At 34.1% G+C, this 24,485-nt stretch carries 26 protein-coding genes; 19 read left to right on the forward strand and 7 right to left on the reverse strand.

Features of this window, described 5'->3' with window-relative positions:
• The first annotated feature begins 93 nt into the window (after positions 1-93).
• The 4 genes from amyS (at position 94) to ACZDYH_RS06040 (ending at position 5,464) form a co-directional block, all read left to right on the forward strand.
• Positions 94-1,635: an alpha-amylase gene (gene amyS, locus ACZDYH_RS06025; RefSeq protein WP_434712480.1), complete on the forward strand. Its 1,542-nt coding sequence runs from the start codon at positions 94-96 to the stop codon at positions 1,633-1,635.
• 525 nt (positions 1,636-2,160) lie between these two features.
• Positions 2,161-4,062 carry an endonuclease MutS2 gene (locus ACZDYH_RS06030; RefSeq protein ID WP_197323944.1) on the forward strand — a complete coding sequence of 634 codons (1,902 nt, stop codon included), beginning with the start codon at positions 2,161-2,163 and terminating at the stop codon, positions 4,060-4,062.
• Positions 4,063-4,068: 6 nt separating this feature from the next.
• Positions 4,069-4,593: a GNAT family N-acetyltransferase gene (locus ACZDYH_RS06035; protein WP_006925380.1), complete on the forward strand. Its 525-nt coding sequence runs from the start codon at positions 4,069-4,071 to the stop codon at positions 4,591-4,593.
• A 160-nt stretch (positions 4,594-4,753) separates the two neighbouring features.
• Positions 4,754-5,464, forward strand: a complete 711-nt coding sequence (locus ACZDYH_RS06040) for a histidine phosphatase family protein (RefSeq protein WP_025708871.1) — start codon at positions 4,754-4,756, stop codon at positions 5,462-5,464.
• 67 nt (positions 5,465-5,531) lie between these two features.
• Here ACZDYH_RS06040 and ACZDYH_RS06045 read toward each other — a convergent pair whose 3' ends face one another.
• Positions 5,532-6,497 carry a quinone oxidoreductase family protein gene (locus ACZDYH_RS06045; protein WP_434712478.1) on the reverse strand — a complete coding sequence of 322 codons (966 nt, stop codon included), beginning with the start codon at positions 6,495-6,497 and terminating at the stop codon, positions 5,532-5,534.
• Positions 6,498-6,620: 123 nt separating this feature from the next.
• Between ACZDYH_RS06045 and ACZDYH_RS06050 the strand changes: the two genes are divergently transcribed.
• The 3 genes from ACZDYH_RS06050 (at position 6,621) to ACZDYH_RS06060 (ending at position 8,820) form a co-directional block, all read left to right on the forward strand.
• The gene (locus tag ACZDYH_RS06050) at positions 6,621-7,514 is read left to right on the forward strand and encodes a LysR family transcriptional regulator (RefSeq protein WP_072939218.1); all 894 of its coding nucleotides are present in this window, start codon (positions 6,621-6,623) and stop codon (positions 7,512-7,514) included.
• 299 nt (positions 7,515-7,813) lie between these two features.
• Complete coding sequence (locus tag ACZDYH_RS06055; RefSeq protein ID WP_044307094.1) at positions 7,814-8,326, forward strand: DUF2690 domain-containing protein; 513 nt, start codon at positions 7,814-7,816, stop codon at positions 8,324-8,326.
• Between the two features lie 17 nt (positions 8,327-8,343).
• Entirely contained in the window at positions 8,344-8,820 is a 477-nt protein-coding gene (locus ACZDYH_RS06060) for a DUF2690 domain-containing protein (protein WP_434712476.1), read from the forward strand.
• A gap of 113 nt (positions 8,821-8,933) precedes the next feature.
• Here ACZDYH_RS06060 and ACZDYH_RS06065 read toward each other — a convergent pair whose 3' ends face one another.
• Positions 8,934-9,470, reverse strand: coding sequence for a GNAT family N-acetyltransferase (locus ACZDYH_RS06065; protein ID WP_086388730.1), 537 nt, complete (start codon positions 9,468-9,470; stop codon positions 8,934-8,936).
• Positions 9,471-9,698: 228 nt separating this feature from the next.
• Positions 9,699-10,187: a DinB family protein gene (locus ACZDYH_RS06070; RefSeq protein ID WP_434712475.1), complete on the reverse strand. Its 489-nt coding sequence runs from the start codon at positions 10,185-10,187 to the stop codon at positions 9,699-9,701.
• A gap of 192 nt (positions 10,188-10,379) precedes the next feature.
• Between ACZDYH_RS06070 and ACZDYH_RS06075 the strand changes: the two genes are divergently transcribed.
• Together ACZDYH_RS06075 and ACZDYH_RS06080 are read left to right on the forward strand one after the other, a co-directional pair.
• Positions 10,380-10,835 (forward strand): DinB family protein, encoded by a 456-nt coding sequence (locus ACZDYH_RS06075; RefSeq protein WP_001081123.1) that lies wholly within the window; start codon positions 10,380-10,382, stop codon positions 10,833-10,835.
• Between the two features lie 158 nt (positions 10,836-10,993).
• A complete protein-coding gene (locus ACZDYH_RS06080) occupies positions 10,994-12,031 on the forward strand; it encodes a DUF4003 domain-containing protein (RefSeq protein ID WP_474885894.1) in 1,038 nt (345 codons plus the stop codon).
• 124 nt (positions 12,032-12,155) lie between these two features.
• Here the strand turns inward: ACZDYH_RS06080 and ACZDYH_RS06085 are convergent, their stop codons facing one another.
• A complete protein-coding gene (locus tag ACZDYH_RS06085; RefSeq protein ID WP_000499387.1) occupies positions 12,156-12,920 on the reverse strand; it encodes a DUF817 domain-containing protein in 765 nt (254 codons plus the stop codon).
• A 275-nt stretch (positions 12,921-13,195) separates the two neighbouring features.
• Between ACZDYH_RS06085 and ACZDYH_RS06090 the strand changes: the two genes are divergently transcribed.
• From ACZDYH_RS06090 to ACZDYH_RS06110, 5 genes are all read left to right on the forward strand, one after another.
• Positions 13,196-14,230 carry a FecCD family ABC transporter permease gene (locus ACZDYH_RS06090; RefSeq protein WP_088361995.1) on the forward strand — a complete coding sequence of 345 codons (1,035 nt, stop codon included), beginning with the start codon at positions 13,196-13,198 and terminating at the stop codon, positions 14,228-14,230.
• A complete protein-coding gene (locus ACZDYH_RS06095; RefSeq protein ID WP_088361996.1) occupies positions 14,231-15,247 on the forward strand; it encodes a FecCD family ABC transporter permease in 1,017 nt (338 codons plus the stop codon). It begins immediately after the preceding gene.
• Between the two features lie 21 nt (positions 15,248-15,268).
• Entirely contained in the window at positions 15,269-16,177 is a 909-nt protein-coding gene (locus ACZDYH_RS06100; protein ID WP_000728217.1) for an iron-hydroxamate ABC transporter substrate-binding protein, read from the forward strand.
• A gap of 217 nt (positions 16,178-16,394) precedes the next feature.
• A complete protein-coding gene (locus tag ACZDYH_RS06105) occupies positions 16,395-16,946 on the forward strand; it encodes a GNAT family N-acetyltransferase (protein ID WP_044307097.1) in 552 nt (183 codons plus the stop codon).
• 99 nt (positions 16,947-17,045) lie between these two features.
• Positions 17,046-17,273, forward strand: coding sequence for a coiled-coil domain-containing protein (locus ACZDYH_RS06110; protein WP_001047311.1), 228 nt, complete (start codon positions 17,046-17,048; stop codon positions 17,271-17,273).
• A 71-nt stretch (positions 17,274-17,344) separates the two neighbouring features.
• On the opposite strand, the gene ACZDYH_RS06115 is transcribed toward ACZDYH_RS06110, so the two are convergent.
• Entirely contained in the window at positions 17,345-18,670 is a 1,326-nt protein-coding gene (locus ACZDYH_RS06115) for an ArsB/NhaD family transporter (RefSeq protein ID WP_000437984.1), read from the reverse strand.
• A 262-nt stretch (positions 18,671-18,932) separates the two neighbouring features.
• Between ACZDYH_RS06115 and ACZDYH_RS06120 the strand changes: the two genes are divergently transcribed.
• Both ACZDYH_RS06120 and bshB2 read left to right on the forward strand, forming a co-directional pair.
• Positions 18,933-19,283 (forward strand): YojF family protein, encoded by a 351-nt coding sequence (locus ACZDYH_RS06120; protein ID WP_000407045.1) that lies wholly within the window; start codon positions 18,933-18,935, stop codon positions 19,281-19,283.
• A 15-nt stretch (positions 19,284-19,298) separates the two neighbouring features.
• Entirely contained in the window at positions 19,299-19,961 is a 663-nt protein-coding gene (gene bshB2, locus ACZDYH_RS06125) for a bacillithiol biosynthesis deacetylase BshB2 (protein ID WP_000439483.1), read from the forward strand.
• 112 nt (positions 19,962-20,073) lie between these two features.
• Here the strand turns inward: bshB2 and ACZDYH_RS06130 are convergent, their stop codons facing one another.
• Positions 20,074-20,817, reverse strand: a complete 744-nt coding sequence (locus ACZDYH_RS06130; protein ID WP_000768018.1) for an SDR family NAD(P)-dependent oxidoreductase — start codon at positions 20,815-20,817, stop codon at positions 20,074-20,076.
• A gap of 698 nt (positions 20,818-21,515) precedes the next feature.
• On the opposite strand from ACZDYH_RS06130, the gene ACZDYH_RS06135 reads away from it, so the two are divergent.
• From ACZDYH_RS06135 to ACZDYH_RS06145, 3 genes are all read left to right on the forward strand, one after another.
• On the forward strand, positions 21,516-21,896 hold the full coding sequence (locus ACZDYH_RS06135; RefSeq protein ID WP_006925339.1) for a hypothetical protein: 381 nt from the start codon (positions 21,516-21,518) through the stop codon (positions 21,894-21,896).
• 1,021 nt (positions 21,897-22,917) lie between these two features.
• Positions 22,918-23,196 (forward strand): hypothetical protein, encoded by a 279-nt coding sequence (locus ACZDYH_RS06140; RefSeq protein ID WP_000865019.1) that lies wholly within the window; start codon positions 22,918-22,920, stop codon positions 23,194-23,196.
• 317 nt (positions 23,197-23,513) lie between these two features.
• A complete protein-coding gene (locus ACZDYH_RS06145; protein WP_000390462.1) occupies positions 23,514-23,738 on the forward strand; it encodes a hemolysin XhlA family protein in 225 nt (74 codons plus the stop codon).
• Positions 23,739-23,804: 66 nt separating this feature from the next.
• On the opposite strand, the gene ACZDYH_RS06150 is transcribed toward ACZDYH_RS06145, so the two are convergent.
• Positions 23,805-24,371, reverse strand: coding sequence for a DUF5823 family protein (locus ACZDYH_RS06150; protein WP_046392923.1), 567 nt, complete (start codon positions 24,369-24,371; stop codon positions 23,805-23,807).
• Positions 24,372-24,485 lie beyond the last annotated feature (114 nt).

The raw sequence follows: 24,485 nt of genomic DNA on the forward strand, positions 1-24,485 counted from the left end.
GTGAGAGATTGCTACTTTACTAACGGTGGGACGAATATTATAATAATTCTGATAAACTATGCAAACGTTTTCTTGGAAGGGGATGGTGTACAGATGTTTAAAAGAATAACAATAGTCGGATTGTCAGTTGTTATGTTTTTACCTAGTATATATGAGGGGAGTAAGGCATATGCAGACACAGTTAACAATGGAACGTTAATGCAGTATTTTGAGTGGTATTCTCCGAATGATGGGAATCATTGGAATCGTTTGCGTAATGATGCTGAAAATTTAGCGGAAAAAGGAATTACATCTGTTTGGATACCACCTGCATATAAAGGAACTATGCAAAATGACGTAGGATATGGAGCATATGATTTATATGATCTGGGGGAATTCAATCAAAAGGGCACAGTGCGGACGAAATATGGGACGAAAGCACAATTGAAATCTGCAATTGACGCTTTACATAAGAAAAACATCGATGTATACGGTGATGTAGTTATGAATCATAAAGGTGGGGCTGATTATACAGAAACTGTCACAGCAGTTGAGGTAGACCCGAGCAATCGAAATAATGAAGTATCAGGTGATTATGAAATTAGTGCGTGGACGGGATTTAACTTTCCAGGGCGTGGAGATTCTTATTCTAATTTCAAATGGAAATGGTATCATTTTGACGGAACGGATTGGGATGAAGGAAGGAAATTAAACCGAATTTATAAATTTAGGGGCATAGGTAAAGCATGGGACTGGGAAGTGTCTAGCGAGAATGGGAATTATGATTATTTGATGTATGCGGATCTTGATTTTGATCATCCAGATGTTGCGAATGAAATGAAAAAATGGGGAACGTGGTATGCGAATGAATTAAATTTAGATGGTTTTCGTTTAGATGCTGTTAAACATATTGATCATGAATATTTGCGCGATTGGGTAAATCACGTTAGACAGCAAACAGGGAAAGAAATGTTTACAGTAGCTGAATATTGGCAAAATGATATCCAGACTTTAAATAATTATTTAGCAAAGGTTAATTATAATCAATCTGTGTTCGATGCACCACTTCATTATAATTTTCATTATGCTTCAACAGGAAATGGAAATTATGATATGAGAAATATTTTAAAAGGAACGGTAGTTGCGAATCATCCTACACTTGCGGTTACTCTAGTTGAAAATCATGATTCACAGCCTGGTCAGTCATTGGAATCTGTAGTGAGCCCTTGGTTCAAACCGCTGGCATATGCATTTATTTTAACGCGTGCAGAGGGGTATCCTTCTGTTTTCTATGGTGATTACTATGGTACAAAAGGAAATAGTAACTATGAAATTCCAGCGTTAAAGGACAAAATTGATCCGATTTTGACGGCACGAAAAAACTTTGCATATGGTACGCAACGTGATTATTTTGATCATCCAGATGTGATTGGCTGGACAAGAGAAGGTGATAGTGTACATGCTAATTCTGGTTTAGCAACATTAATCTCTGATGGACCAGGAGGGGCGAAGTGGATGGATGTTGGAAAGAATAACGCAGGGGAAGTATGGTACGATATTACGGGTAATCAAACAAATACTGTAACAATTAATAAGGACGGATGGGGGCAGTTCCAAGTAAGTGGAGGATCAGTTTCCATATATGTTCAACAATAATTTGGTGATGAAAAAGAAGAGGTAGACTGAAATATAAGTTTTCCTCTTCCTTTTTACATTCTGTATAGTTATAAAAGTATGACACCTTTACTTCTCACGTAACATATAGTATGATGATTTCAATAAATTAGATTTCAATGACTATAATATAAATTAATGAGAGGTGCTTTTTGTGAGTGCGGTAGGTATTAAATAGGAAAAATTTAATGAAATAAATCGGATAAGACCAGGGGATTTTTATGTACATCATACCCCTAATTTTGTCATGCATTTATTTCAAAACCTATGAAGATACCTACAATACTTTATAAAGCGTGTAATAAGGGACTGCCATCTATTTTTTATGGCTTATTTCCTCATACGTTATTACACATGCCTTGTAAATGTAAAAGCTGCGGTATCCCCGCAGCTTTTTTGTATATGTTTTTATTGTATAATTATGGAATTTTATATATGACTCATTGGAATCTAATGAGTAGGTATCTTCATTTATGATAAAAATCAATCATAGTGAGGAGAAACAAAATGAATACGATGACTTTTGAAAAGTTACAATATAACGAATTAAAGGATATAGTGAAATCTTATTGTGTAAGTGGATTAGGTAAGGAATTATTAAACAAATTAGAGCCGAGTACGAGTATAAAAGTAGTGAGAAATCGGTTGAATGAAACGACAGAAGCACGAGCTATATTAGATGCAGAAGGGCATGTTCCTTTCTTCGGCATTTCTAATATTGCTAGTACAATTCAAAAATTAGAAAAAGGTATGATTTTAGATCCAGAAGAATTAGTGAGTGTTTCAGACTTTTTACGTGGATGTAGAAAGATTAAAAAGTTTATGTTAGATAAAGAATTTTTTGCACCAGTATTAGCTTCTTATGCAAATTCAATGACTGAATATAAAAGTATTGAAGAGGAAATTAACTTTTCAATTAAAGGAAATAGTATTGATGCAGCTGCAAGTAAAGAGTTAAAACGAATTCGAAATAATATCGATTCTGTAGATGGGAAAATAAAAGAACGTTTAACGAAGTTTTTAAATAGTAGTGCAAATAAGAAATTCATTCAGGAATTCTTTATTAGTAAAAAGGATGACCGTTATACGATTCCAATTAAATCTTCCTATAAAAATCAAGTTGCTGGAAGTATTATTGAAGCCTCGGCAAAAGGTTCTACTGTATTTATAGAACCGCATACGGTTACGAAATTGAATGCAGAATTAGCAGGTTTGAAAGCAGAAGAAGCGGTTGAAGAGTATCAGATTTTAGCGACTTTATCAGGAATGGTGTTAGAAAACATTTATAGTATAAAGATTAACATGGAGCTAATTAGTCAGTATGATATGGTATTTGCGAAAGCGAAGTTTAGTAAATCGATTGACGGAATAGAACCGAAGTTAAACGATCATGGCTACATTCATTTAGTGAATTGTAAGCATCCGCTTTTAACAGGGCAAGTTGTACCGTTACATTTTAAAATTGGTCAAGAGTATCGTAGTTTAATTATTACAGGGCCGAATGCGGGCGGAAAGACAATTGTGTTAAAAACAATTGGATTGTTAACATTAGCTACAATGTCAGGTCTTCATATTGCAGGAGATAAAGGGACAGAAATCGCTATTTTTGAAAATGTATTTGTAGATATTGGTGATAATCAAAGTATCGAAAACGCACTAAGTACATTTTCATCTCATATGAAAAATCTTTCTGAGATTATGAGGATGTCAAATAATAATACGTTACTTTTATTTGATGAAATAGGGAGCGGTACAGAACCGAATGAAGGTGCAGCACTTGCAATATCTATTTTAGAAGAGTTGTACCTTGCAGGATGTATTACCGTTGCGAGTACGCATTACGGAGAAATTAAACGATTCTCAGAAATGCACGATGACTTTATGAATGCAGCGATGCAATTTAATAGTGAAACGTTAGATCCGCTTTATAAATTAGTTATCGGAAAATCAGGAGAAAGTAATGCACTTTGGATTGCGAATAAAATGAGCGTAAAAGAACATGTGCTGAAAAGAGCGAAAGAGTATATGGGAAATAAAGAGTACGCTTTAGAAAAAGTGAATGAAAGTAAAATTAGAAAACCGAAATTTGTACAAGAAAAAAGAGAATCTCATTATGAGTACAAAATCGGAGATCGTGTTAATTTATTGGATCATGATGATTTTGGTATCATCTATAAGGAAAAAGATAATTTTTATAACGTTGTTGTATATTATAACGGTGAATTCGTTGAAGTAAATGTGAAACGTATTACTTTAGAAGTAGCAGCGAAGGAGTTATATCCAGAAGGATACGATTTAAATACACTATTTGTTGATTATAAAGAAAGAAAAATGCAACACGATATTGAGCGCGGATCGAAAAAAGCACTTCGTAAAATTCAAAAAGAAATAAGAAAGAATAGAGGATAAGTTAAAATGGTAACGATTAGACAAGAACAAAAAAATGATTATAGAAAAACAGAAGAAGTCGTAAAAGAAGCATTTTTAAAGGAAGAATTTAGTGATAAAACAGAACATGAACTTGTAAAACGTATTAGAGAATGTGACGCGTTTGTTCCGGAGTTATCAATTGTTGCGGTAGATGAAGATATAGTTGGTCACATTATGTTATCGAAAATTACAATAGAACAATGTGGAACTTCTGTAGAATCGTTAGCACTTGCACCAGTTTCAGTTGCTAGGGGCCATCAGAAGAAAGGAATTGGTGGAAAACTGATTACGGCTGCTTTAGAAAAAGCGAAAGAACTTGGATACGGATCAGTTGTAGTATTAGGACATCCAGAGTACTACCCGAAATTTGGTTTTAAGAAAGCAAGTGAGTGGAATGTAAAAGCACCGTTTGAAGTGCCTGAAGAGGTATTTATGATAAAGGAATTAACAGAAAATGCTCTTCTAGGTGTAGAAGGAATTGTACAATATTCGAGTGCTTTTGCTGAGTAGGAGTAACGGTTAAGAAATGTAATCATAAAAGATGCTATCTTTTTGTATGGATATACAGAAAGATAGCTTTTTTTATTAAGCGGATCTACTGACGTATATTTTGCTCAATGAATAATTGAGGTGGTAAAATTGATATAGAAACGTAAAGGGAGAGAATGAAATGAATAAGCGAGAAACAGATAGCAATGAGAATGCAGTTACGTTATATGTTACAAGACACGGTAAAACAATATTAAATACGAATCATCGCGCGCAAGGTTGGGCTGATTCTCCATTAGTAGAAAAAGGTGTTGAAGTTGCCACAAATTTAGGAACAGGATTAAAAGATATTCATTTTATGAATGCGTATAGTAGTGATAGCGGCCGAGCGATTGAAACTGCTAATTTAGTATTAAAATATAGTGAGCAATCAAAATTAAAACTTGAGCAAAGAAAAGATTTGCGAGAATTAAATTTCGGTATTTTTGAAGGTGAAAAACTTGAGAATATGTGGGATGTGGTTGGAAAAGCTGCAGGCGTTGCATCACCAGAAGAACTTATGAAGTTTTCTATTCAAGAAGTGATTAATCTTATTAGAGTAGCAGATCCTACAAAACAGGCGGAAGATTGGGACTTATTTTCTACTCGTATAAAAACAGAGATAGATAAAATTAGTGAAGAAGCTGCTGGAAATGGTGGCGGTAACGTTTTAGTTGTCGTTCATGGGCTTTTGATTACTACCTTAATAGAAATGTTAGACAGTAGCAAAACAAAACTTGGAGTGGAAAATGCTAGTGTGACGAAAATTGTATATCAAGATGGAACATACACAGTCGAGTCTGTTGGAGATATGAGTTACGTTGCAAAAGGGAAAGAAAGTGTTGAAATATAATTAAATCTCCAATAGATATAAGAAAAGGAAGGTAGAGAAATCTAGCTTCCTTTTCTTATTGGAACGATTATGGAATCAATAAAATCTTCCCAGTACTTTTTCTGCTCTCTAATAATTTATGTGCAAGAGCACCATCTTGTAAGGCGAATGTAGTAGGACTCGCGATGTTTACTTTTCCACTAGTGACCCAATCGAATAATTGAGTAGAGCGCTGCTTACGTTCTTCATAAGTGGTAAGAACGTTCCAAAGGTCTCCGCCAGTTAAAGTTTTTGAAGTATCCATAAGCATACGTGGATCAACTGGAGCAGGATTACCACCAGCCATTCCGTAGAATACGACAGTACCGCCAATTTTAGTAGCGTTAAAACTTTCCCCTAATGTAGAACCTACTGATTCATACACAACATTTACTCCAGTTCCATTAGTCATTTCAAGTACTTTCGTATGCCATTCTTCGTTATATAAAAATACGTGATCGGCACCAGCTAATGTAGCTATCTTTGCTTTCTCTTTTGATGATGTAAGACCAATTACTGTTCCGCCCTGTAGTTTAATCATTTGAATAAGAAGTTGACCGACGCCACCAGCTGCAGCGTGTACTAAAGCTATATCACCTTGTTTTAGTTGATAGCTATCGTGCGTTAAATAATGTGCAGTTAATCCTTGTAATAAGACAGAAGCGGCTGTTTCAAAAGAAATAGAATCTGGTAGTGGGATTACTTTTTCAGATGGAACGGCAACTAGTTCTGCATTTGCAAATGGGACGTCCGCAAATGCAATACGGTCTCCTAGGTTGATAGTAGTAACGTCAGCTCCTACTTTTTCAACAATTCCAGCTCCTTCATAACCTAATACATAAGGCGGATTGCCAGCAAGATGATAATCGCCGCGGCGTCTATAAATATCAGCGAAGTTTAATCCGATTGCTTTCGTGCGTACTAGAATTTCATTTGGGTTTATGGTTGGATCGTGTATTTCTTTATAGTGTAGAACATTAGCGTCTCCGAATGTTTCGAAACAAAGTGCTTTCATATGGAATACCTCCATTTATATTGTTTATAGATGTTCTTTATCATACAATACAAATATCAATAGACAAAGAGGATTATTTCGATGGAATCAATCGGAAATATCGATTGAAAAGAGGGATGATAAATGGAAATAAAACAGTTAATTACATTTAAAGTAGCGGCACATACTTTGAACTTTACACAAACTGCGAAGAAATTAAACTTTGCCCAATCGAGCGTTACAGCACAAATTAAAACATTAGAGGCTGAGCTCGGTACACCACTATTTGAGAGATTAGGGAAACGTCTTTTCTTAACTGAAGCAGGTAGGAAGTTTCAACTATATGCCGACAAGATGATTGCACTCAGTAACGAAGCGAAAATGGCTGTGAAAGATGATGAAGAAATAGCAGGTACGTTAATAATTGGTGCACAAGAAAGTCAATGTACATACAGACTGCCTTCTATATTAAAGAAGTTTAAAGCACAATTTCCTCAAATAAAACTTATATTTAAACCAGCACACTCCAATAAAGATGCGAAGGAACAATTGATGGAGGGGAAAGTAGATCTTGCATTTATTTTGGACGAATGTAAAACAGAAGATGTTTTACATGTGGAACCACTTATGAAAGAAGAATTAAAAGTAGTAGCTGCTCCTACGCATCGTTTACTTGAACAACCTTCAGTTTCTATAAAAGATTTAGAGAGTGAAACACTTTTACTAACAGAATTAGGCTGCTCGTATCGGACTTTATTTGAAGAGCTATTTCGCTGGGAAGATGTATATCCAGCAAATAAAATTGAATTTGTTAGTGTTGAAGCAATTAAACAATGTGTTATTGCAGATTTAGGTATAGCCGTTTTACCAGCGATAGTAGTAGAAAAAGATATACGGGAAGGGACGTTAAAGGAGTTGATGTTAAACGAAACAATCTCTCCGATTTATACGCAAATCGCTTGGCATAAAGACAAATGGATGACAGTGCCACTGCGACAATTTATTGATGTAACGAGGGAGTTTTTTACAACGGATTAAGTGGAGAAATATTTATTTTATATAAAAGAAACAATGGCAATTTTGTATAAAGAACCGATGCTTGAATATAACAAGTATCGGTTCTTTTATGTTTTAAATAAAGGATGCTATAAAATTTGTATTTCTCAACTTTTTTCTTACAAGGATAAGTAAAATTCTTCGTATATTCCAATAATCATAAGGGAATTTACAACATTTATTCGTTTCTGTAAGATGCATCTAGGAAGCGTGAAAGGAGGGCTTACATAACAGTATAGGTTGTCTTTAGTATATATAATCATTTTGAGGGGGAATTTAAAATGTTTAAAAAGTTAATGAAAGTATGCGTGTTAAGTGCGGCAAGTATAGGTGTATTATTTAGTTTCCAAGGAAGTACATTTGCAGCTACTGATTTAAGTAGTTATTATGACGGGAAAAATCCAGCAACAACGAAAGTATACGGGGGAAGTACGACGTGTGATGCAGATGGATTTAATGCAAAGTCTACAGCAGTTTATGAAGGTAGTAAAAAAGTAGGAACAGTGTATTTACGTTACAGTAATAAATGTCATGCAGCATGGTCTAAGCTTGTTTTAGATCAACCAGCTCCTTCTGTTTCTGGAGGGGTATATGCTTACGCTGTTATTAATAAATATAAAAATGGTGTATTCCAAAAATCAGTAGACTCTAATAGTGGCAATGGAGCAATAAAAACAGGACAAACGAGTACGTATACAGGAATGGTGTTTGATTTAACTGCTGATTTTGGTTATACAGCTGATGCCGAAGCGGTGACGATTAATAACGGCTACGGGAAAACTGGACGTTATTAATAAAGGAGTGGAATTCTATGAAGCTTTTTAAAAAGGTAAGCGCATGTCTTTGTCTGGCATTGCTCATCGTAACTAGTGTGTTTAGTACGACCAACAATGATAAAGCATACGCAGAAGACCATTCATATGATGGGAAAAGTCCTTATTATAATAGCTGTGATCAATCCGCAGTAACGAAAGAAAAGAAGTGGATTGATTCAAATTCTTATGTGGAATTAAAATTTAGCACGACGTGTAAGACAGCGTGGGCAAAAGTTACTGTAACTCGCCTGGCAGTTTATAATAACGAAGCTGATGCAAGGATTGTTAGAAAAACAGATGGAAAGGCATACACTTGCGGAAGTGCTGGAGGAAATGGTGTTGTAAATAAAGGGCAAACATCATGCTATACGCCAATGGTATATGATTTAGATCCAAGAAAGGCACAAGCACAAGGGAAACATGCCATTCCGAATAGTGATGCATATAATTATGCGGAGACTATTTGGTATTGATACGATTATACACGTTTTAAGAGCTGTTATTTGATATAAAAAAAGAAAGAGCCTTACTGCATTTTATTGTGGTAAGGTTCTTTAAAATTGTTTAATAGATTAAGTACATCCATTTACAAAGGTCTGTCTATATAATCGCTTTTAAGTATGGCCATAATAATTTCATCTGAGTATGTATCGTTATAAAATAAAGATTGACGTAAGGTTCCTTCTTTTACAAAACCAACTTTTTCATAAGCTTTAATTCCGCGTAAATTATGGCTAAATACTTCTAACTGTAAACGATTTAATGATAGTTGTTCAAAAGCAAAACTTAAAACTATTTTAATAGCTTCAGTTCCATAGCCTTGTCCTGTTAATGCTATTGAAATCATTGATATTCTGAATCCTGCTCTTTTGTTCTCCTCATCGATATCTAAAATCGACAACTCTCCAATCATCTCGTCAGTACTTTGTAAACAAATAGCGAAATCATAGCGACTTGAATCATTATTTATATGATCTATATGTTTCGTAATTTGCTCCAATGAAAAAGTGGACTTAGTTCCAGTCATATATCTTATTTCATCATCCATTGTACTTTCTAATATAATAGGAGCATCTAGCTGACAAAGAGGCCTTAAATAAATTCTTTCGCTCTCTAATCTCATTATAATTTTCTCCTTTAGTTAGTAATTGAATGTATAAATACTTAAACTTTCTTCAATGAGTTACATAAAAAATATGAATCTTAATTCGATGTTACATGAATTTTATAATGGTATGGTATACCTAAAACAAATAATAAAAGTTTTATACACAACAAAATGTATCAACGAGTTTTTTGATCATACTATTATTCTTGCTGCTCATTCCGCTTTTAAATGAACACGAATGTATTAACTAAGGTCTGTATCAGGAGGAGTATATCCAAGGTGACGAGCCATAGATACAATTTGTCCTTTATGGTGAAATTCATGCGTCTCCGTATGAGTTAAAAGCCATAGCGGAGTTGTGCTCCAAGGTTCTTTTTGCCATTTCACTTCATTTGCTATATTTTCGAGCCAACGGTCATTGTATTCATCTAAAAAACGTTGTACAGTCTCATCTACTAACTTAAATCTAGCGCGAACTTTTTCCACATCTGCATGCTCAATTTCGTAATCGCTAGCAAATGAAAAATCTGCTCTTTTTTGCTTGAATGCGAATGATCCAAGCCAGTATCGATAGCAATCGGCTACATGAATATGAGTCTTTATAATGCTATCGCTTCCGAAATTAGAAACTGTGCTATGTAATTTTTCTACTGGGATTTCTTCCAAAAACGAAAATAGAGTTTCTCTTGTAGCACTAATAAGATTATATTGTTGTTTTAAAATATGTAACATGCAAGTACACTCCTCTTTTATTAACATAGTAAGTAATTCTATATTTACGAGGAGTGAACCTTTTTATTATTTTTAATAAGCATATTAGATGTATTTCTTATTTGTTTCTGATAGATTAAACAAGGTGAAACTTTAATAAGTTGAACATTCTTAGTTCATAATAAATTGTACATCAAGAAGGGGAACGATAAAATGAATAGACTAGTGGGTTTAAAACAATTTGAAATAACGCGCGGGGCGTTACTTAAATTTATGGAAACGTTAGATGATAAAACTGTGGATACGCAGCCAGAGGGTTTTAACAATACAATTCGTTGGCATATTGGACACGTGTTAACAGCAGCAGAGACTTTCATGTTCGGAAGAGAATTTAAACAATTGCCAACTGAATATCCAGGTATGTTTGGATATGGATCAAGACCATCTAAATGGACGACAGAAGGACCATCGTTAGAAGTGTTAACGGCTCAATTAAAAGAACAAGCAAAACGTATTAACGAAATTCCAGCAGAAGCATTTGAAAATAAACTGCCAGAGCCATTCCTAGGATTGGAAACAGTAGGGGAGCTTTACGGTATGATGCTTTATCATGAAGCTGATCATATTGGGCAAATGAAGGCGATGGAACGTATTATTAAAGCTCTTTAGTCTTAATTGCATATAACAAGCAATACAGTTGTAATGTTAAATAATATATACAAAAAAGGTAGATAAATTATTATCTACCTTTTTTGTATAACTTCTTGAAGGATTAGAGAATTTTATAATTTTTTATGTGGTGATTATTAATTATAGTATTCCTAAATATGGAATATACGTATAATGATAGAGAAGAACTAGAAATAGGGGTGAATACTATGATTACATTAGAGAAAAAGTTGGAGCAATATAAACATACATATGTACAGTTAAAGGGAGAACTAAAATGGAAAACGAGTGATTCTCGAACAGGAATGATGATTGCTGCTATGTATGCAGGTAGTGATAGATTGTTTGATCTCGGACGTTTTTTAGAAATTAGTAGTTATATTAAGAATCAGGTAGGGATGTTTTCATACTTAAAGTCTTATCATCGTTTTGTAGTGGCCGCAACATTAGATATTCACTTTACAGATTACAAGAAAGCTTTTCGGACGTTTTTAGATTTATATGAACAATTGGTCACTGGTGGCTTTAGCCGGAGTATATTTACTTATCTCGCAGCAGCTGTGCTTTTGACAGAAGAAGATGAACAGCATGGCGCGCACATTCAGCGTTCGATGCAAGTATATAAACGCATGAAAAAGGATCATCTCTTTCTTACAAGTACAAATGATTATCCGCTCGCAGTTTTATTAGCAGGACAATCAGAGCATGTAGAAACACTTATAGACCGAGTGGAACGTCTTTATCAGAAACTAGCGACAGCTGGTTTGCGTAAAGGGAATGATCTTCAATTCTTGAGTCATATTCTTTCATTAAAGAAGGAGGTCAGGGAAGAACTATTAGTTGCAAAATGCACAAATATATGGAATTTGTTAAAGCAAGAAAAGGTAAAAGTAAAACAGATGCATTACCCAGCTATCGGGCTACTAGCGTTACTCGAGGACGGAGAAAAAGAGATTCATTCTATTCGAGCATTTATTGAAAAATTGCAGGGGGATAAATTGTTCCGTTGGCATACAGATACAAATATTCTTATTGCTATTCAACTGTTCGTAAGTCAGAAAGGTGAGGAAAGTAAAGCTACCAACACAGGTTTACAAACAATGATAGAAGTCCTCATACAAGCACAACAGGCAGCCATGATGGCAACGATTGCTGCTTCATCTGCAGCAACATCTTCTGCTAGTAGTGGTTCATAATGTGCAACTGCTTATGCTCTTGTAAATTATAACTCCTTTGATAAGGTCGGTTTAAAAAATATTACTAAAAAAAGCCCATCACTCTCTAATGAGTGATGGGCTAATTGATTTTACATAATCAGCATTATCTTTTTGATTCCTTCAAATGTTTGAGCTGCGTGACAATCATAATGCTAATAACAACTAATAAAAACCATGAGCTAATTTTGCTTAAGTGAACGAGGTTCCATGCTTCCCGTTGATTTGGATATTGCCATGCACCGAAAAATGTTGCGATGTTCTCTGCAATCCAAATGAAAAATCCGATAAGGAAAAAGGAGAGAACGAGTGGTATTTTATATGTAACGCCTCGTAATGAAAATTCCACAAATGTCTGAAAGAAAACGATGAATAGAAGTAAAGTTAAGAACCATCTAAAATCGTATAGAAAATGATGCGTAAAAAAATTGAAGTAAATCATTGCTCCTAATGGCACGGTAAAAATAGCTTTCGGCCAATAATGCATTTGTAAATGCAACCTTCTCCACGCTTGGCATATGTAACTTGCGACACTTGCGTACATAAAGCCGCTGTAAAGCGGAACTCCAAAAATCTTTGAATACGCCTCTTCAGGATAACTCCATGAACCGAAATGAACTTTATATATTTCTAGTAAAAGGCCGATGAGGTGAAAGACAGTAATTACTTTTAATTCGTCTTTCGTCTCAAGTCCAGTCTTGTACATAATCCACTGCATAAGAAGACATGCGATGAGTATGAAATCATAGCGATATAACCCTGGAATAGAAACGATTTTTGAAAGGGCTAGTGTTAAGAAAATAACGACTGGGAATAAGCAAGATAATGCTTGCTCGTAAGTGAAGTGTAGTAGTTGTTTTATATAGAACATTGTGTCACCTTCGGAATTTTTATTAGAAAAATCAAAATAATTAATAAGTATACTACAATTTAAAAAATAATTCAGTAGTCTATTTTGCGTGTATTTGTAAGTCTTGGAAGGGAATTGTAATGAGTATTTTAATATTTAGCGAAGTGAAAAAATAGTTTGCTATTTAAAAAAAGTGGGGATATAATATCTAAATGAAAATGATAATTATTATCAATAATAATTACAAATAAAAAATAATTATAAAAAACAACTGAATATAAAGGATGAAATGAAACATGTTACATAAGTCTACTGTACATGCTGGTAGTAACCGCTGGATACATATTAAGTTCATATGTTTCATGAGCTTAACAATTTTATGTTTAATTGGATCTATATTTTTAGCCATTTCATTTGGTGCAAAGGATATTCATTTACAAACGGTGTGGGCAGCGGTTTTGAATTACGATCCGAAATTAACACAGCACCAAATTATTTATGAATTAAGGCTCCCGAGAGTAATTGGAGCAGCAGTTGTAGGGGCAGCTTTTGCGGTTGCTGGTGCTGTTATGCAAGGTGTAACACGAAACCCTTTAGCTGATGCAGGTGTACTCGGAATAAATGCAGGTGCGATGTTTGTAGTAGCACTTAGTTTTGCTTTTTTTCCGCATATGCCGTATTCCTATTTAATGATTGTTTCCTTTATTGGAGCAGTCTTAAGTACAGTACTTATTTTTGTTATTGGATCAGCAACATCAGGTGGGTTAACACCAATGAGGTTAACGATTGCTGGAGCTGTTATGGCAGCGCTTTTACATTCATTAAGTTCAGGTGTTGCGATTTATTATGATTTAAGCCAAGATTTAGCGTTTTGGTATGCTGGTGGTGTTGCAGGGGTTAAGTGGGAACACTTGAAATTTTTAGTCCCTATTATTCTTATAACGATTATTTTTGCAATAGTGTTAGGGAGATCTATTTCACTCATATCAATGGGGGATGATGTTGCTACAAATTTAGGAGTGAAAACGAACCGAACGAGAATACTAGGGATGATTATAGTAGTTATTCTGGCAGGTGTTTCTGTTTCAGCTGTTGGTTCTATTGGATTTGTAGGACTAGTTATCCCGCACATTGCTAGAAAATTAGTTGGTGTTAATTATAGACTCATTATTCCTATGTCAGCATTATTAGGAGCTATGTTATTAGTTGTAGCTGATTTAGGGGCAAGAACAGTAAATCCTCCTAAGGAACTTGCGATAGGGATTATGGTAGCTCTTGTTGGAGTTCCGTTCTTCCTCTATATAGCACGTAAAGTTGGGAGGGAGTTATAAGTGAAAGATCTTTTTAACACGGATAAAAAGAGAGCTATTACTGTAACTACAATCTTCGGATGTATAAGTATCGCTGTAATTTTAATTAGTTTAAATACAGGGACACTGAGTATAGCACCACTTAGAGTAATTGAAACACTTTTGGGTTATGGTGATTTTGAGAGTGCAACCGTGCTATATGATTATCGTATGCCAAGAATTATAATCACAATGTTAGCCGGTATTGGCCTTGGGATTTCCGGTGCGATTTTGCAAGGATTATCACGTAATGCACTTGCAGATCCTGGTATTTTAGGGTTGCATTCAGGTGCATCTTTCGGTCTTATCGTATTTGTTACTCTCTTTCATTCTATTAATGAGAGTGCATCCATTTTAATACCGTTATTTACATTTGGCGGAGGAGTATTAGCTGCATTTCTTATTATTTTACTTGCGAGTGATCGGTCAAAAGGTTTACTTCCCATTAGACTTATTCTCGTTGGTATTGCAGTTTCAGCTGGCTTTAGTGCAATTTCGTTATTTTTCTCTCTCAAGTTAAATGATGAGACGTATACATTCGCTTCTAGATGGCTAGTTGGTAACGTGTGGGGAAGGGATTGGATTCATGTCTTTGCATTATTACCTTGGATTTTCATACTAACCCCTTATGCATGGCTAAAATCTAAAACGTTAAATGCATTGTCACTAGGTGATAGTGTAGCGGCAGGACTTGGTGTTTCTGTTCAAAAAGAACGGTTATTACTTTTAGCTACAGCGGTTGGATTATCTTGCACAAGTGTATCGATGGCAGGAGGAATTGGTTTTATCGGTTTAGTTGCTCCGCATATCGCAAGGAAGTTAGTAGGTACTACATATCAACACTTTCTTCCTTTAGCTGGCATTATCGGAATGATTATTTTAGTGCTAGCAGATACGATAGGTCGTTCTATATTTGAGCCAAACTCTATTCCAGCTGGTGTAGTAGTGGCAGCTTTAGGAGCACCGTATTTTCTTTATTTACTTACAAAAACAAAATAAATACTTCAAAGAGGAGAACATATGAAAAAGAAACTTACTATTTTATTTAGCATGATGTGTATTTTAGTATTAGCAGCATGTGGTCAAACGAAAGCTAATGAAGAGGCAACGAAAAAAACGGAAAAAAGTAATGATCCAAAAATTGCTTCAATGTCTATTCATTTAACAAATGATTTACTTGCATTAGGAATTACACCAGTAGGTTCTGTTATTGGTGGAGATTTAAAAGATTTCTTACCGCACGCTAAAGAGAAGTTGAAAGATACGAAGAAGCTTGGTGTTGTAACAGATCCGAATATGGAAGCGTTACTTCAATTAAAGCCAACTGACATTTATGTTGATGAAAAATATGCTGGTAAAGATGTAGCGAAATACGAAAAAATTGCAAAAACACATTCTTTCAATTTAGATGAAGGTACGTGGAGAGAGCATTTAAAACAAGTTGGTAAACTTGTAAACCGTGAGAAAGAAGCAGATAAATATATTCAAGATTACGAAGAGCAATCAAAACGAGTAAAAGGTTTAATAGATAAAGAGCTAGGTAATAACGAAAAAGTAATGGCAATTCGCGTTACTGCAAAAGAATTGCGTGTATTTAGTACAAAAAGACCGATGGGACCAATTTTATTCCAAGACTTAGAGTTACAGCCTGCAAATGGTGTAGAGAAAATTGATGGAAACCGCCCTTTCGAAGTCATTTCACAAGAAGTATTACCTGACTTTGATGCAGATGCGATTTTCGTTGTTGTAAATAGAGATGATAAAGCAAAAGCAGCATTTAAACAACTTCAAGAAACACCAATTTGGAAAGACTTAAAAGCAGTTAAAGGCAAGCACGTATACATTATCAATGATCAACCATGGCTTGACTATTCTGCTTTAGGAAACAAAATGGCAATGGATGAAGCGGAGAAAATGTTTACGAAATAATATAGTTTTGCTATTAGGAAAGGCCCTCAAAATTTGGAGGGCCTTTCTGTTATTGTTAGAATAAATAAAAAATTATACAATGAAGTTAATTCAATATGGAGGAGATGTGCCAATGTCAGTGCTTATTGTAAGTATCCCGTTTATGAAACAGTTTATGGAACAAGGGGATAAATAGGCTAAAATAAGTATCCCTGTTATTTAAAAGGGGGAGTTTGAAATGACAATGAATCTTTTTCGAAATAAAACGATTAAATTATCAGCTATGAGAGAAACAGATGCTGAAGTAATGGCTATGTGGCAAGAAGATAGTGAGTATTTAAGAAATGTTGATACAGATGTAGCATTCCCGCAATCTTTAAATGAAATAGCAAGTGATGGGTTATTAAAAGGACGGAGATCGAATAGTGTTTCTTTCATGGTAAGGACAGTTCAAGAAGATCGCTTAATTGGTTTTGTGGCGATTCATGGTATAGAGTGGAATAACAGAACAGGTTTATTAGCCATCGGTATAGGAGATGCGAATGATAGAGGAAAAGGATATGGGAAAGAAGCAATACATCTTATTCTAAAGTATGCTTTCTATGAATTGAATTTACACCGCATCGGTCTCGATGTTATTTCGTATAATAAACCTGCCATTGCATTGTATAAAAAGATGGGTTTTGAAATGGAAGGCTGTATGAGAGAAGCGGTTCAAAGAGATGGGAAGTGTTTTGACCGTATGATTATGGGGATATTGCGGGATGAATGGATAGAGCTGCAAGGTTAGAAAGTACATTCGAAATTATATATGTAGTATGCAGGAGATATAATGGTAATTGGCGAAAATTTACAGTGTGTTGATTGAATTTATAAGGAGTCATGCAAAATGAATTTAGAAAAGGAAAAACCAGTAAATGAAGAGGTCGCCGAATTAAAAGAACTTATTAAAGAGTTACACGGAAGTGTGCACCAACTTCAAAGTGAAGTGCAGCAACTAAGGCACGAAAGACCAGTTGTTGAAGTGAGAAAAGGTGTTCAATTATCACCAACAATTATCGGACAAATTGGTGGTATGATTTTAGGTGGTTTAGCAATTATCGGTATATTTTGGTGATGAAAAAAGGTTTGCAGCACGATGCTGCAAACCTTTTGTATTTGACGATATAATGTCATGCAATACAACTTTTACATTAAATAACGTAAATATATATAAGCATGTGATAACAAGAGTGCAACAATAGTTAATGGTAAACCAATTTTTAAGAAGTCCATATAAGAGAAGCCATGTCCTTCACGTTTTGCAATACCAGCAACGACTACGTTTGCAGATGCTCCGATTAGCGTTCCGTTTCCTCCTAAGCAAGCTCCAAGAGATAACGCCCACCATAGTACTTCGATTTGCGGAGAATCGACAGATAGTCCGAGTCCTGTAGCTAAGTCTTGAATAAGAGGGATCATCGTTGCGACAAATGGGATGTTGTCGATTGTCGCAGATGCGATGCCAGATACCCATAAAATAAGTATAGCTGCGAATCCGATGTCACCGTTTGTTACGTCGATTACTTCTTTTGCAAGTGAAGAGATAAGTCCGATATCAATTAACCCGCCAACGAGAACGAATAGTCCGGCGAAGAAGAAAATGGTTACCCATTCAACGTGGGCAAATACATCTTCAATATCATGTTCTTTCACGCCGATTAACATAAGAAGTGTAGCGCCTGTCATCGCGATAACAGCAGCGTCTACATGAATAATCGAATGAAGTACGAAGCCTAAAATAGTGAGTCCTAAAATCGAAATAGATTTTAAAAGGAGGCTTTGATCTTTAATGTAATCTTTTTCGTTTAATGCCATTAGTTTTTCGATTTGTTCAGGTGTTGTTTTTAGTTTGTTACGATACATGAAGTAAATAATGCCAAGTGTCACGATAGAAATAATAATTACGATTGGAGCTAAGTTAAGTAAAAAGGCGTTAAAGTCTAAATGCTTGTTTGCTGATCCAATCATAATATTAGGTGGATCACCGATTAATGTTGCTGTTCCGCCTATATTTGAAAACAGCACTTCTGAAATCAAATAAGGCACAGGATTTACTTTTAAAATACGTGTAATGGATAATGTAACAGGAACGATTAATAAAACAGTCGTTACATTGTCCAAAAATGCTGATCCGACGGCAGTTAATAGGGATAGTAATAATAAAATGCGAATCGGTTTTCCGCCAGCTGCTTTTGCCGCTTTAATGGCCACAAATTCAAAGACGCCTGATTGACTCGTAATATGTACGAGAATCATCATCCCAATTAAAAGGGTAATCGTTTCCCATTGAATATGTGATGTGAAAGCAGTATGTAAATCTACAACTCCAAAAATAATCATAATAGCAGCACCGAATAGTGCGATTACAGCACGATTCAATTTCTCAGAAATAATAAATCCGTACGTGATTAAAAATACGGCAATTGCAAAATAATATTGCCAATTTGCTACCTCATGTGCTGACTGTTCCAATCATGTCACCTTCTTTAAATTATGTATTCAATTGTCGAAATGTATCTCGCTGCAATAATACGGGATAAAATATATTGTAGCAAATTCAAAAAAGAAAGAAAACTATTTAACAAAGTGAAGGAAAAAATGTATTTTTTACATATCATATAAAAAATATAAAAAACACAGTGCAAATTATTAGGAAAAGTGAGCGTTGTCCTCTAATATAGAGATAGCAATTTACATTATTTTTGCGTAAAATGGTTTAAAGAGGTGAATTCCGATGGAAATAGTAAAAGATAGTTCTCTTATTCAAAATGAAATTGAACGTTTTGTAAATAAAGATGTATATATTCATTTAGAAACGACAAACGGAGCGTATGCATCACACATAAATGAAAAGATGATGACAGTTGGTGCTTTCATTCGAAATGCGATTATCCGTTTTGAACGCGGGAAGATAACTGGAACAAATCCATACCGAGTTGGTCTGAAAATGGATCACGGTTGGGTATATGCTGAAGGTATTACGCACTGGGAAGTAGACGATCAAGAGCGTTTATTATTAGCTGGACATGATAATTTAGGTCGTCTAGCAGTTGCACTTGAGTTAAGCTTAACACCATTTAAGTAAGAAGGAGGGAAACTTATGGAGAGACATGTACTTGTTGTATTTCCGCATCCAGATGATGAAGCATATGCTGCGGGAGGAACAATTCGCTTATTAACAGATCAAGGAGTACCTGTAACATATGCATGTGGTACTCTAGGACAAATGGGACGTAACATGGGTAAGAACGTATTCGCTAACCGTGAAACGATTCCACATATCCGTAAGAAAGAATTGAAAGATGCTTGTGAAGCGATGGGTATTAAAGATTTAAGAATGCTTGGCTTCCATGATAAAACGTTAGAATTTGAAGATGTTGATTTCGTTGCTGACAAAATTGAAGCAATCATTCAAGAAGTAAATCCATCTCGAATTATTACATTTTATCCAGAGCACGGTGTACATCCAGATCATAATGCATTTGGCCGCGCTGTCGTTCGCGCTGTATCACGTATGCCAAAAGAAGAGCGCCCAGTTATTCATGCTGTTGCGATTACGAAAAATCGTGAAGCAGTATTAGGAGAACCGGATGTTGTAAATAACATTAGTGAAGTATTTGATCATAAATTAACTGCATTAGGTGCGCACCGTTCACAAACAGAAGCAATGCTTGAAGACACGCATGCAAAAATAAAAAACAAAGATGCAGCAACATTAAAATGGCTGCAACTTGAACAGTTTTGGACTTATAAATGGGAGTAGGCTAGAAGGATACCTTCTAGTTGCTCTTACATAGAAAAAGCGCCGTCACTTGTGATGGTGCTTTTTCTTTTTGAAGACTATACATTTTTTAGGGTGCTTCAAAATTTTTAAATTAACGTGCAGTATAGCCTCCATCAACAAGAAGTGTTGTACCGTTAACAAAACTAGCATCATCACTTGCTAAAAATAAGACAGCTTTAGCGACTTCTTCTGGTGTTCCAAGTCTGCCTTGCGGATGAAGTGAAGCTAAATATTCTTTCTGTTGAGGATTAACACTACCCAGTAAAGGGGTGTCAATATAACCAGGGCACACCGCATTAATACGTATTCCATATTTAGCGTAGGCAGTACATAAATTTTGAGTTAATAGTTTCACACCACCTTTTGCAGAGGAGTATGCTGTTGGGGTAGGTAATGAAACAAAACTATGAATCGAACCAGCGTTAACGATGACACCACCTGTACCTTGTTTAAGAAATTGTTCAATCGAATATTTATCAGAAAGGAATACCCCAGACAAATTAATATCAATAGTTCTTTTCCATTTTTCATAGGATAATTCGTTTGCCGGTGCATCATCAGCAACGCCGGCATTGGCATACATAATATCTAATTTACCGTATGTACTTACTGTCTCATGAATTAGCTGTTTAATATCTGCCTCTTTTGTTACATCAGTTTTAATAAATAACGTATTATATCCATGTGCATTCAATTCATCTGATAGTTCTTTTCCACGTTCAGAAAAGTCAGCAATAACTACTTTTGCACCTTCTTCGATAAAAAGACGAACAGTAGATTCGCCAATTCCACTTGCACCACCAGTTATGATTGCCACTTTGTCTTTTAATTTCATATAAACCTCTCCATTCATCAATGAATTTAAGTCGAATTTTTAAATCTTGTTACTAAACTATTAACCTTAAATAGTAAGTAGATAGAAGAAAAAGCTCGCGTTTACTTAATCGTGAGAGTACTATTTTTTCTTTATCCCGCTATTTGCCAGGCAGTAAGACCCTCACCTCAAAATTCAGCGGAAGCAAAGACATTAGGTGAGGGCTAATAATCAGTGGGGGGGAACAGAACCCCCACTGATTAAAGTCTCACTTTATTGTACTTTTTGATACAGTGATGGGCGAAAATATTAATTTGGTCAATTTTATCATTAGATTGAATATTTGGTAAAGTATTCTCGAATAGAGTGAGTGCTGAAGCTAAACTACTGACCTACATAGGTATAACGAGGGGGATTTACATATAATTGCTCTTTTTTATTTTAGTAATTAACAAATTTTCAAACTTGCTGATGATGTAGTGGACTTAAATAAGTCACTTGTTTTTAAATTGAATCAAAAATAAAAACAGTAAAAATAAAACGTTTAATAATAATTATTTATTGAAAAACGATAAATAAAATGATATTATCAAATTGAAAATTAGTAAGAGAGGTGCTTTTTATAAAATGTAAAACGAATGTTATGTATTAAAAAGAAATTGATGTAAATTAGGAAAATTATATATTTTAATAGCGAAATAAGAAAAGGGAGTTAGAGCATGATTAATAAAACAGTAAAGAAAGTTATCTTGATTGCAGGTGGTTTGTATATTACATATTTAGTAGGTGTAGTTATTTTAGCGGAATCTATACCGTATCCTACATCTCAACAACTTAAAGAAGCCGAAAGAGTAGTTGAACGCTATGTAGGTGAAAATAATGGAGTGAAAATGATAAATACATCTAGTAGCTTCACGGCTGAGATGTTCGATCGGACAATTCAGATTGAAGGGAATTCAAAAGAGAATCCGGAACAAGTATATCGAATGGATTTAGATCAAGTTTCTAATGAAAGTGAAAAAATAACCGAAAAATCGATAAATACAGTTTGTAAATCAAATGATGGGGGAAAGAATTTTACTTGTGCTGATGCTGAATAGCTAAAAGTAGAATCCGTAGCAGCGGAGTAACAGTTGATAACCATTACTCTAGTTAAATAGGAAAAAGCCTCGCAGGGGGGCGAGGCTTTAAACAGGGTATTAAAAATTATCGATTCATTAAGAATAACTTCTATTGAATAAACTAATTTTAGCATGATAACTCATATATATGTGTTACGAATTTATGAACAAAAAATCAATAATAAGAATGTAGAAAAGATAATAATTTATTTAGAATTTGTATCATTACATAAAGTTTGAGTGGAGAAGAAATTATACTTTTGTATGGTGTAATAAAGATATAGTCCGCCTACAGAAATAGGCGGGCTATTTTTTATAAAGAAAAGACAACTTAAGGTAGAGATCTTGTTAAGAAATAGGATAAAAACAAGAATCTTTAAGAAGAGATAAGGTCGTTCAAAAGATAAAGGTATTGTATTTGAAACACGTTATTATTCGTGGATTAAGTTATATTTTTGATAAAAAATCTTTAAAAAGCATTATAATCCCTAGAAGAGATAAGACTTCAATTGAAAACCAAAATACACTTTTTTGAGGTTTTTTAAACTCCATTATTATGGAGAAAAATAAAAAGATAGCAATGAAAAAAATAATTAAGAGACGAAGTATATCAAACATCAATAGCACTCCTAATAGTTAATTTGTTTCACTATATAGTTATTTCCAATATTACAGAATTTAAGAAGTGACTTGTTAATATTAAAGCAAAAAGTTCTCAGAATCTATGAATTAAAAATAAAAAAATTTCGAACTACTGAGCACAGAGGGATTATATATTAATTAGTTTAGCAATTGAAAGAGTAATTTTTTAATCTTGTAAAAGTCCGATTGGTGAGGGCTGATTAAAGTTTCACTTTATTTGTTTTCTTCTTTATATAAAGCCTTAGAACTGGGATTTAGTAATGGTTTATAAGAAACATATATTTTGAATTATTTAATAGAATAATATATATTTATATTGATTTAGTGATTTTAGTTTGTTAAAAATGGGGAAATCGATATGAAGGTTAAATTTGCCGTAATAAAAGATGAGAGCTTTGATTGTAGTTTATTGGAAACAAAATTATTGAAAACTTTTAAAGAAGTAGATTGTGAAGCAGATATTGTAAAGGTTGAGGATGGAATTTTTGAAAACAATGATATACAAACGTATTTATCAGAAATAACCATTCATGTTACTGGAAAAAATATTGGATATAGATCCGTTTCAGCCAGTATATTTATTGTTCTAGAGAGTTTATCAATACAGCTATTTCGTATTCATATTAGTATACTTTAAGCAGTTCAAAAAGTGGCTTCTTCAGAAAATCATACTGATTATATGGAGTTGTAAATATGAAAACAATAGAAATTATCGTGGGTGCTCCCGAATAGTGGATTGCACCTTGTTTGTTGTTAAATAAACAAGGGATTCCTTTTCTAATTTTAATGTATCTCAGCGCTAATTTATAAATAGAAGAATGGAAACATGTGAGTAATTCAATTAGATTGTACAAAAATTTGGTATGCGGATATACGGAATGTATTCACAGGTAAGAGGGTTGTCTCATAATATATATAGATTTTTCTATTAAGATGAACAGAGGGTGTGAATAAATGGAAGATGTTTACGCTAAAATTGATAGTCTCAAGGCGGAGCAAAAAGAAATTATGAGAGACATTCGTAATTTAGAAACGCGTACCACTATTAATGAGAAAGACATAGCAACAATCAATAAGCAATTAGAAAAAATAAGTACAAACACAACTTGGATTTTACGAATTATTATTAGTGCGATAATAATGTCAGTTTTAGGATTAATATTAAAAGGAATGATTTAGTCTTGTGAAATAGAACGATATAAAAGAAAGAGGGGAGCTCCCTCTTTCTTTTATATAAATGAGAAGCTATAAATTTTCCGTTTCCTCTTCACCTGCATATTTTTCCTCTAAAGAAATTAATAGAGGAATGGATACGGTTACTAGAATGATTAAAGTAGTTATAAAAGATTTAGAAAGAGAAAAAGAACCTTCAATTAAAGGTGATAAAAACTTGAATGAGAGTATACTTGTTATTAAGGAAATTACTAAAAAGCTCAAAAGAGATATATTTTTATTCTTTATAGATGTCTCTATAAGGTCTTTAACACAGGTTATTATGACAAATATAGTTAATATGATAAGAGAAACAAAATAATGTGTTAAATTCGTCATACTAATAGTAGGGTCGTCTATTATGTAAGCAAGTAACTTAGATACTAATATTCCTCCAAACAATAAAATAATAAAAGCAAGTAATCCTTCCAATATATAAGTGCTCAAATTGTCTTTCTTGTTAAAGAGTTTATAGTTTAGAGTAGATTGGGTTATTTGAATTAGGAATAGGCTAATAATCCATACATAATATACAATTGGTAATTCTCCTGAGAATAGAGAAATTAGAAAGTTTACTACTGTCCTTAAAATTTCAATCATTACGAAAGTCCTCCTGTTTGTAAGCTTGTGACATTAAAATATGCTAGTCTATCGTTTAATAATTAAACTTACGAATTCAAACTATTTCTAATTATTCCATAAAAAGGTGGCTGC

This window comes from Bacillus sp. EB V-12, assembly GCF_056158125.1.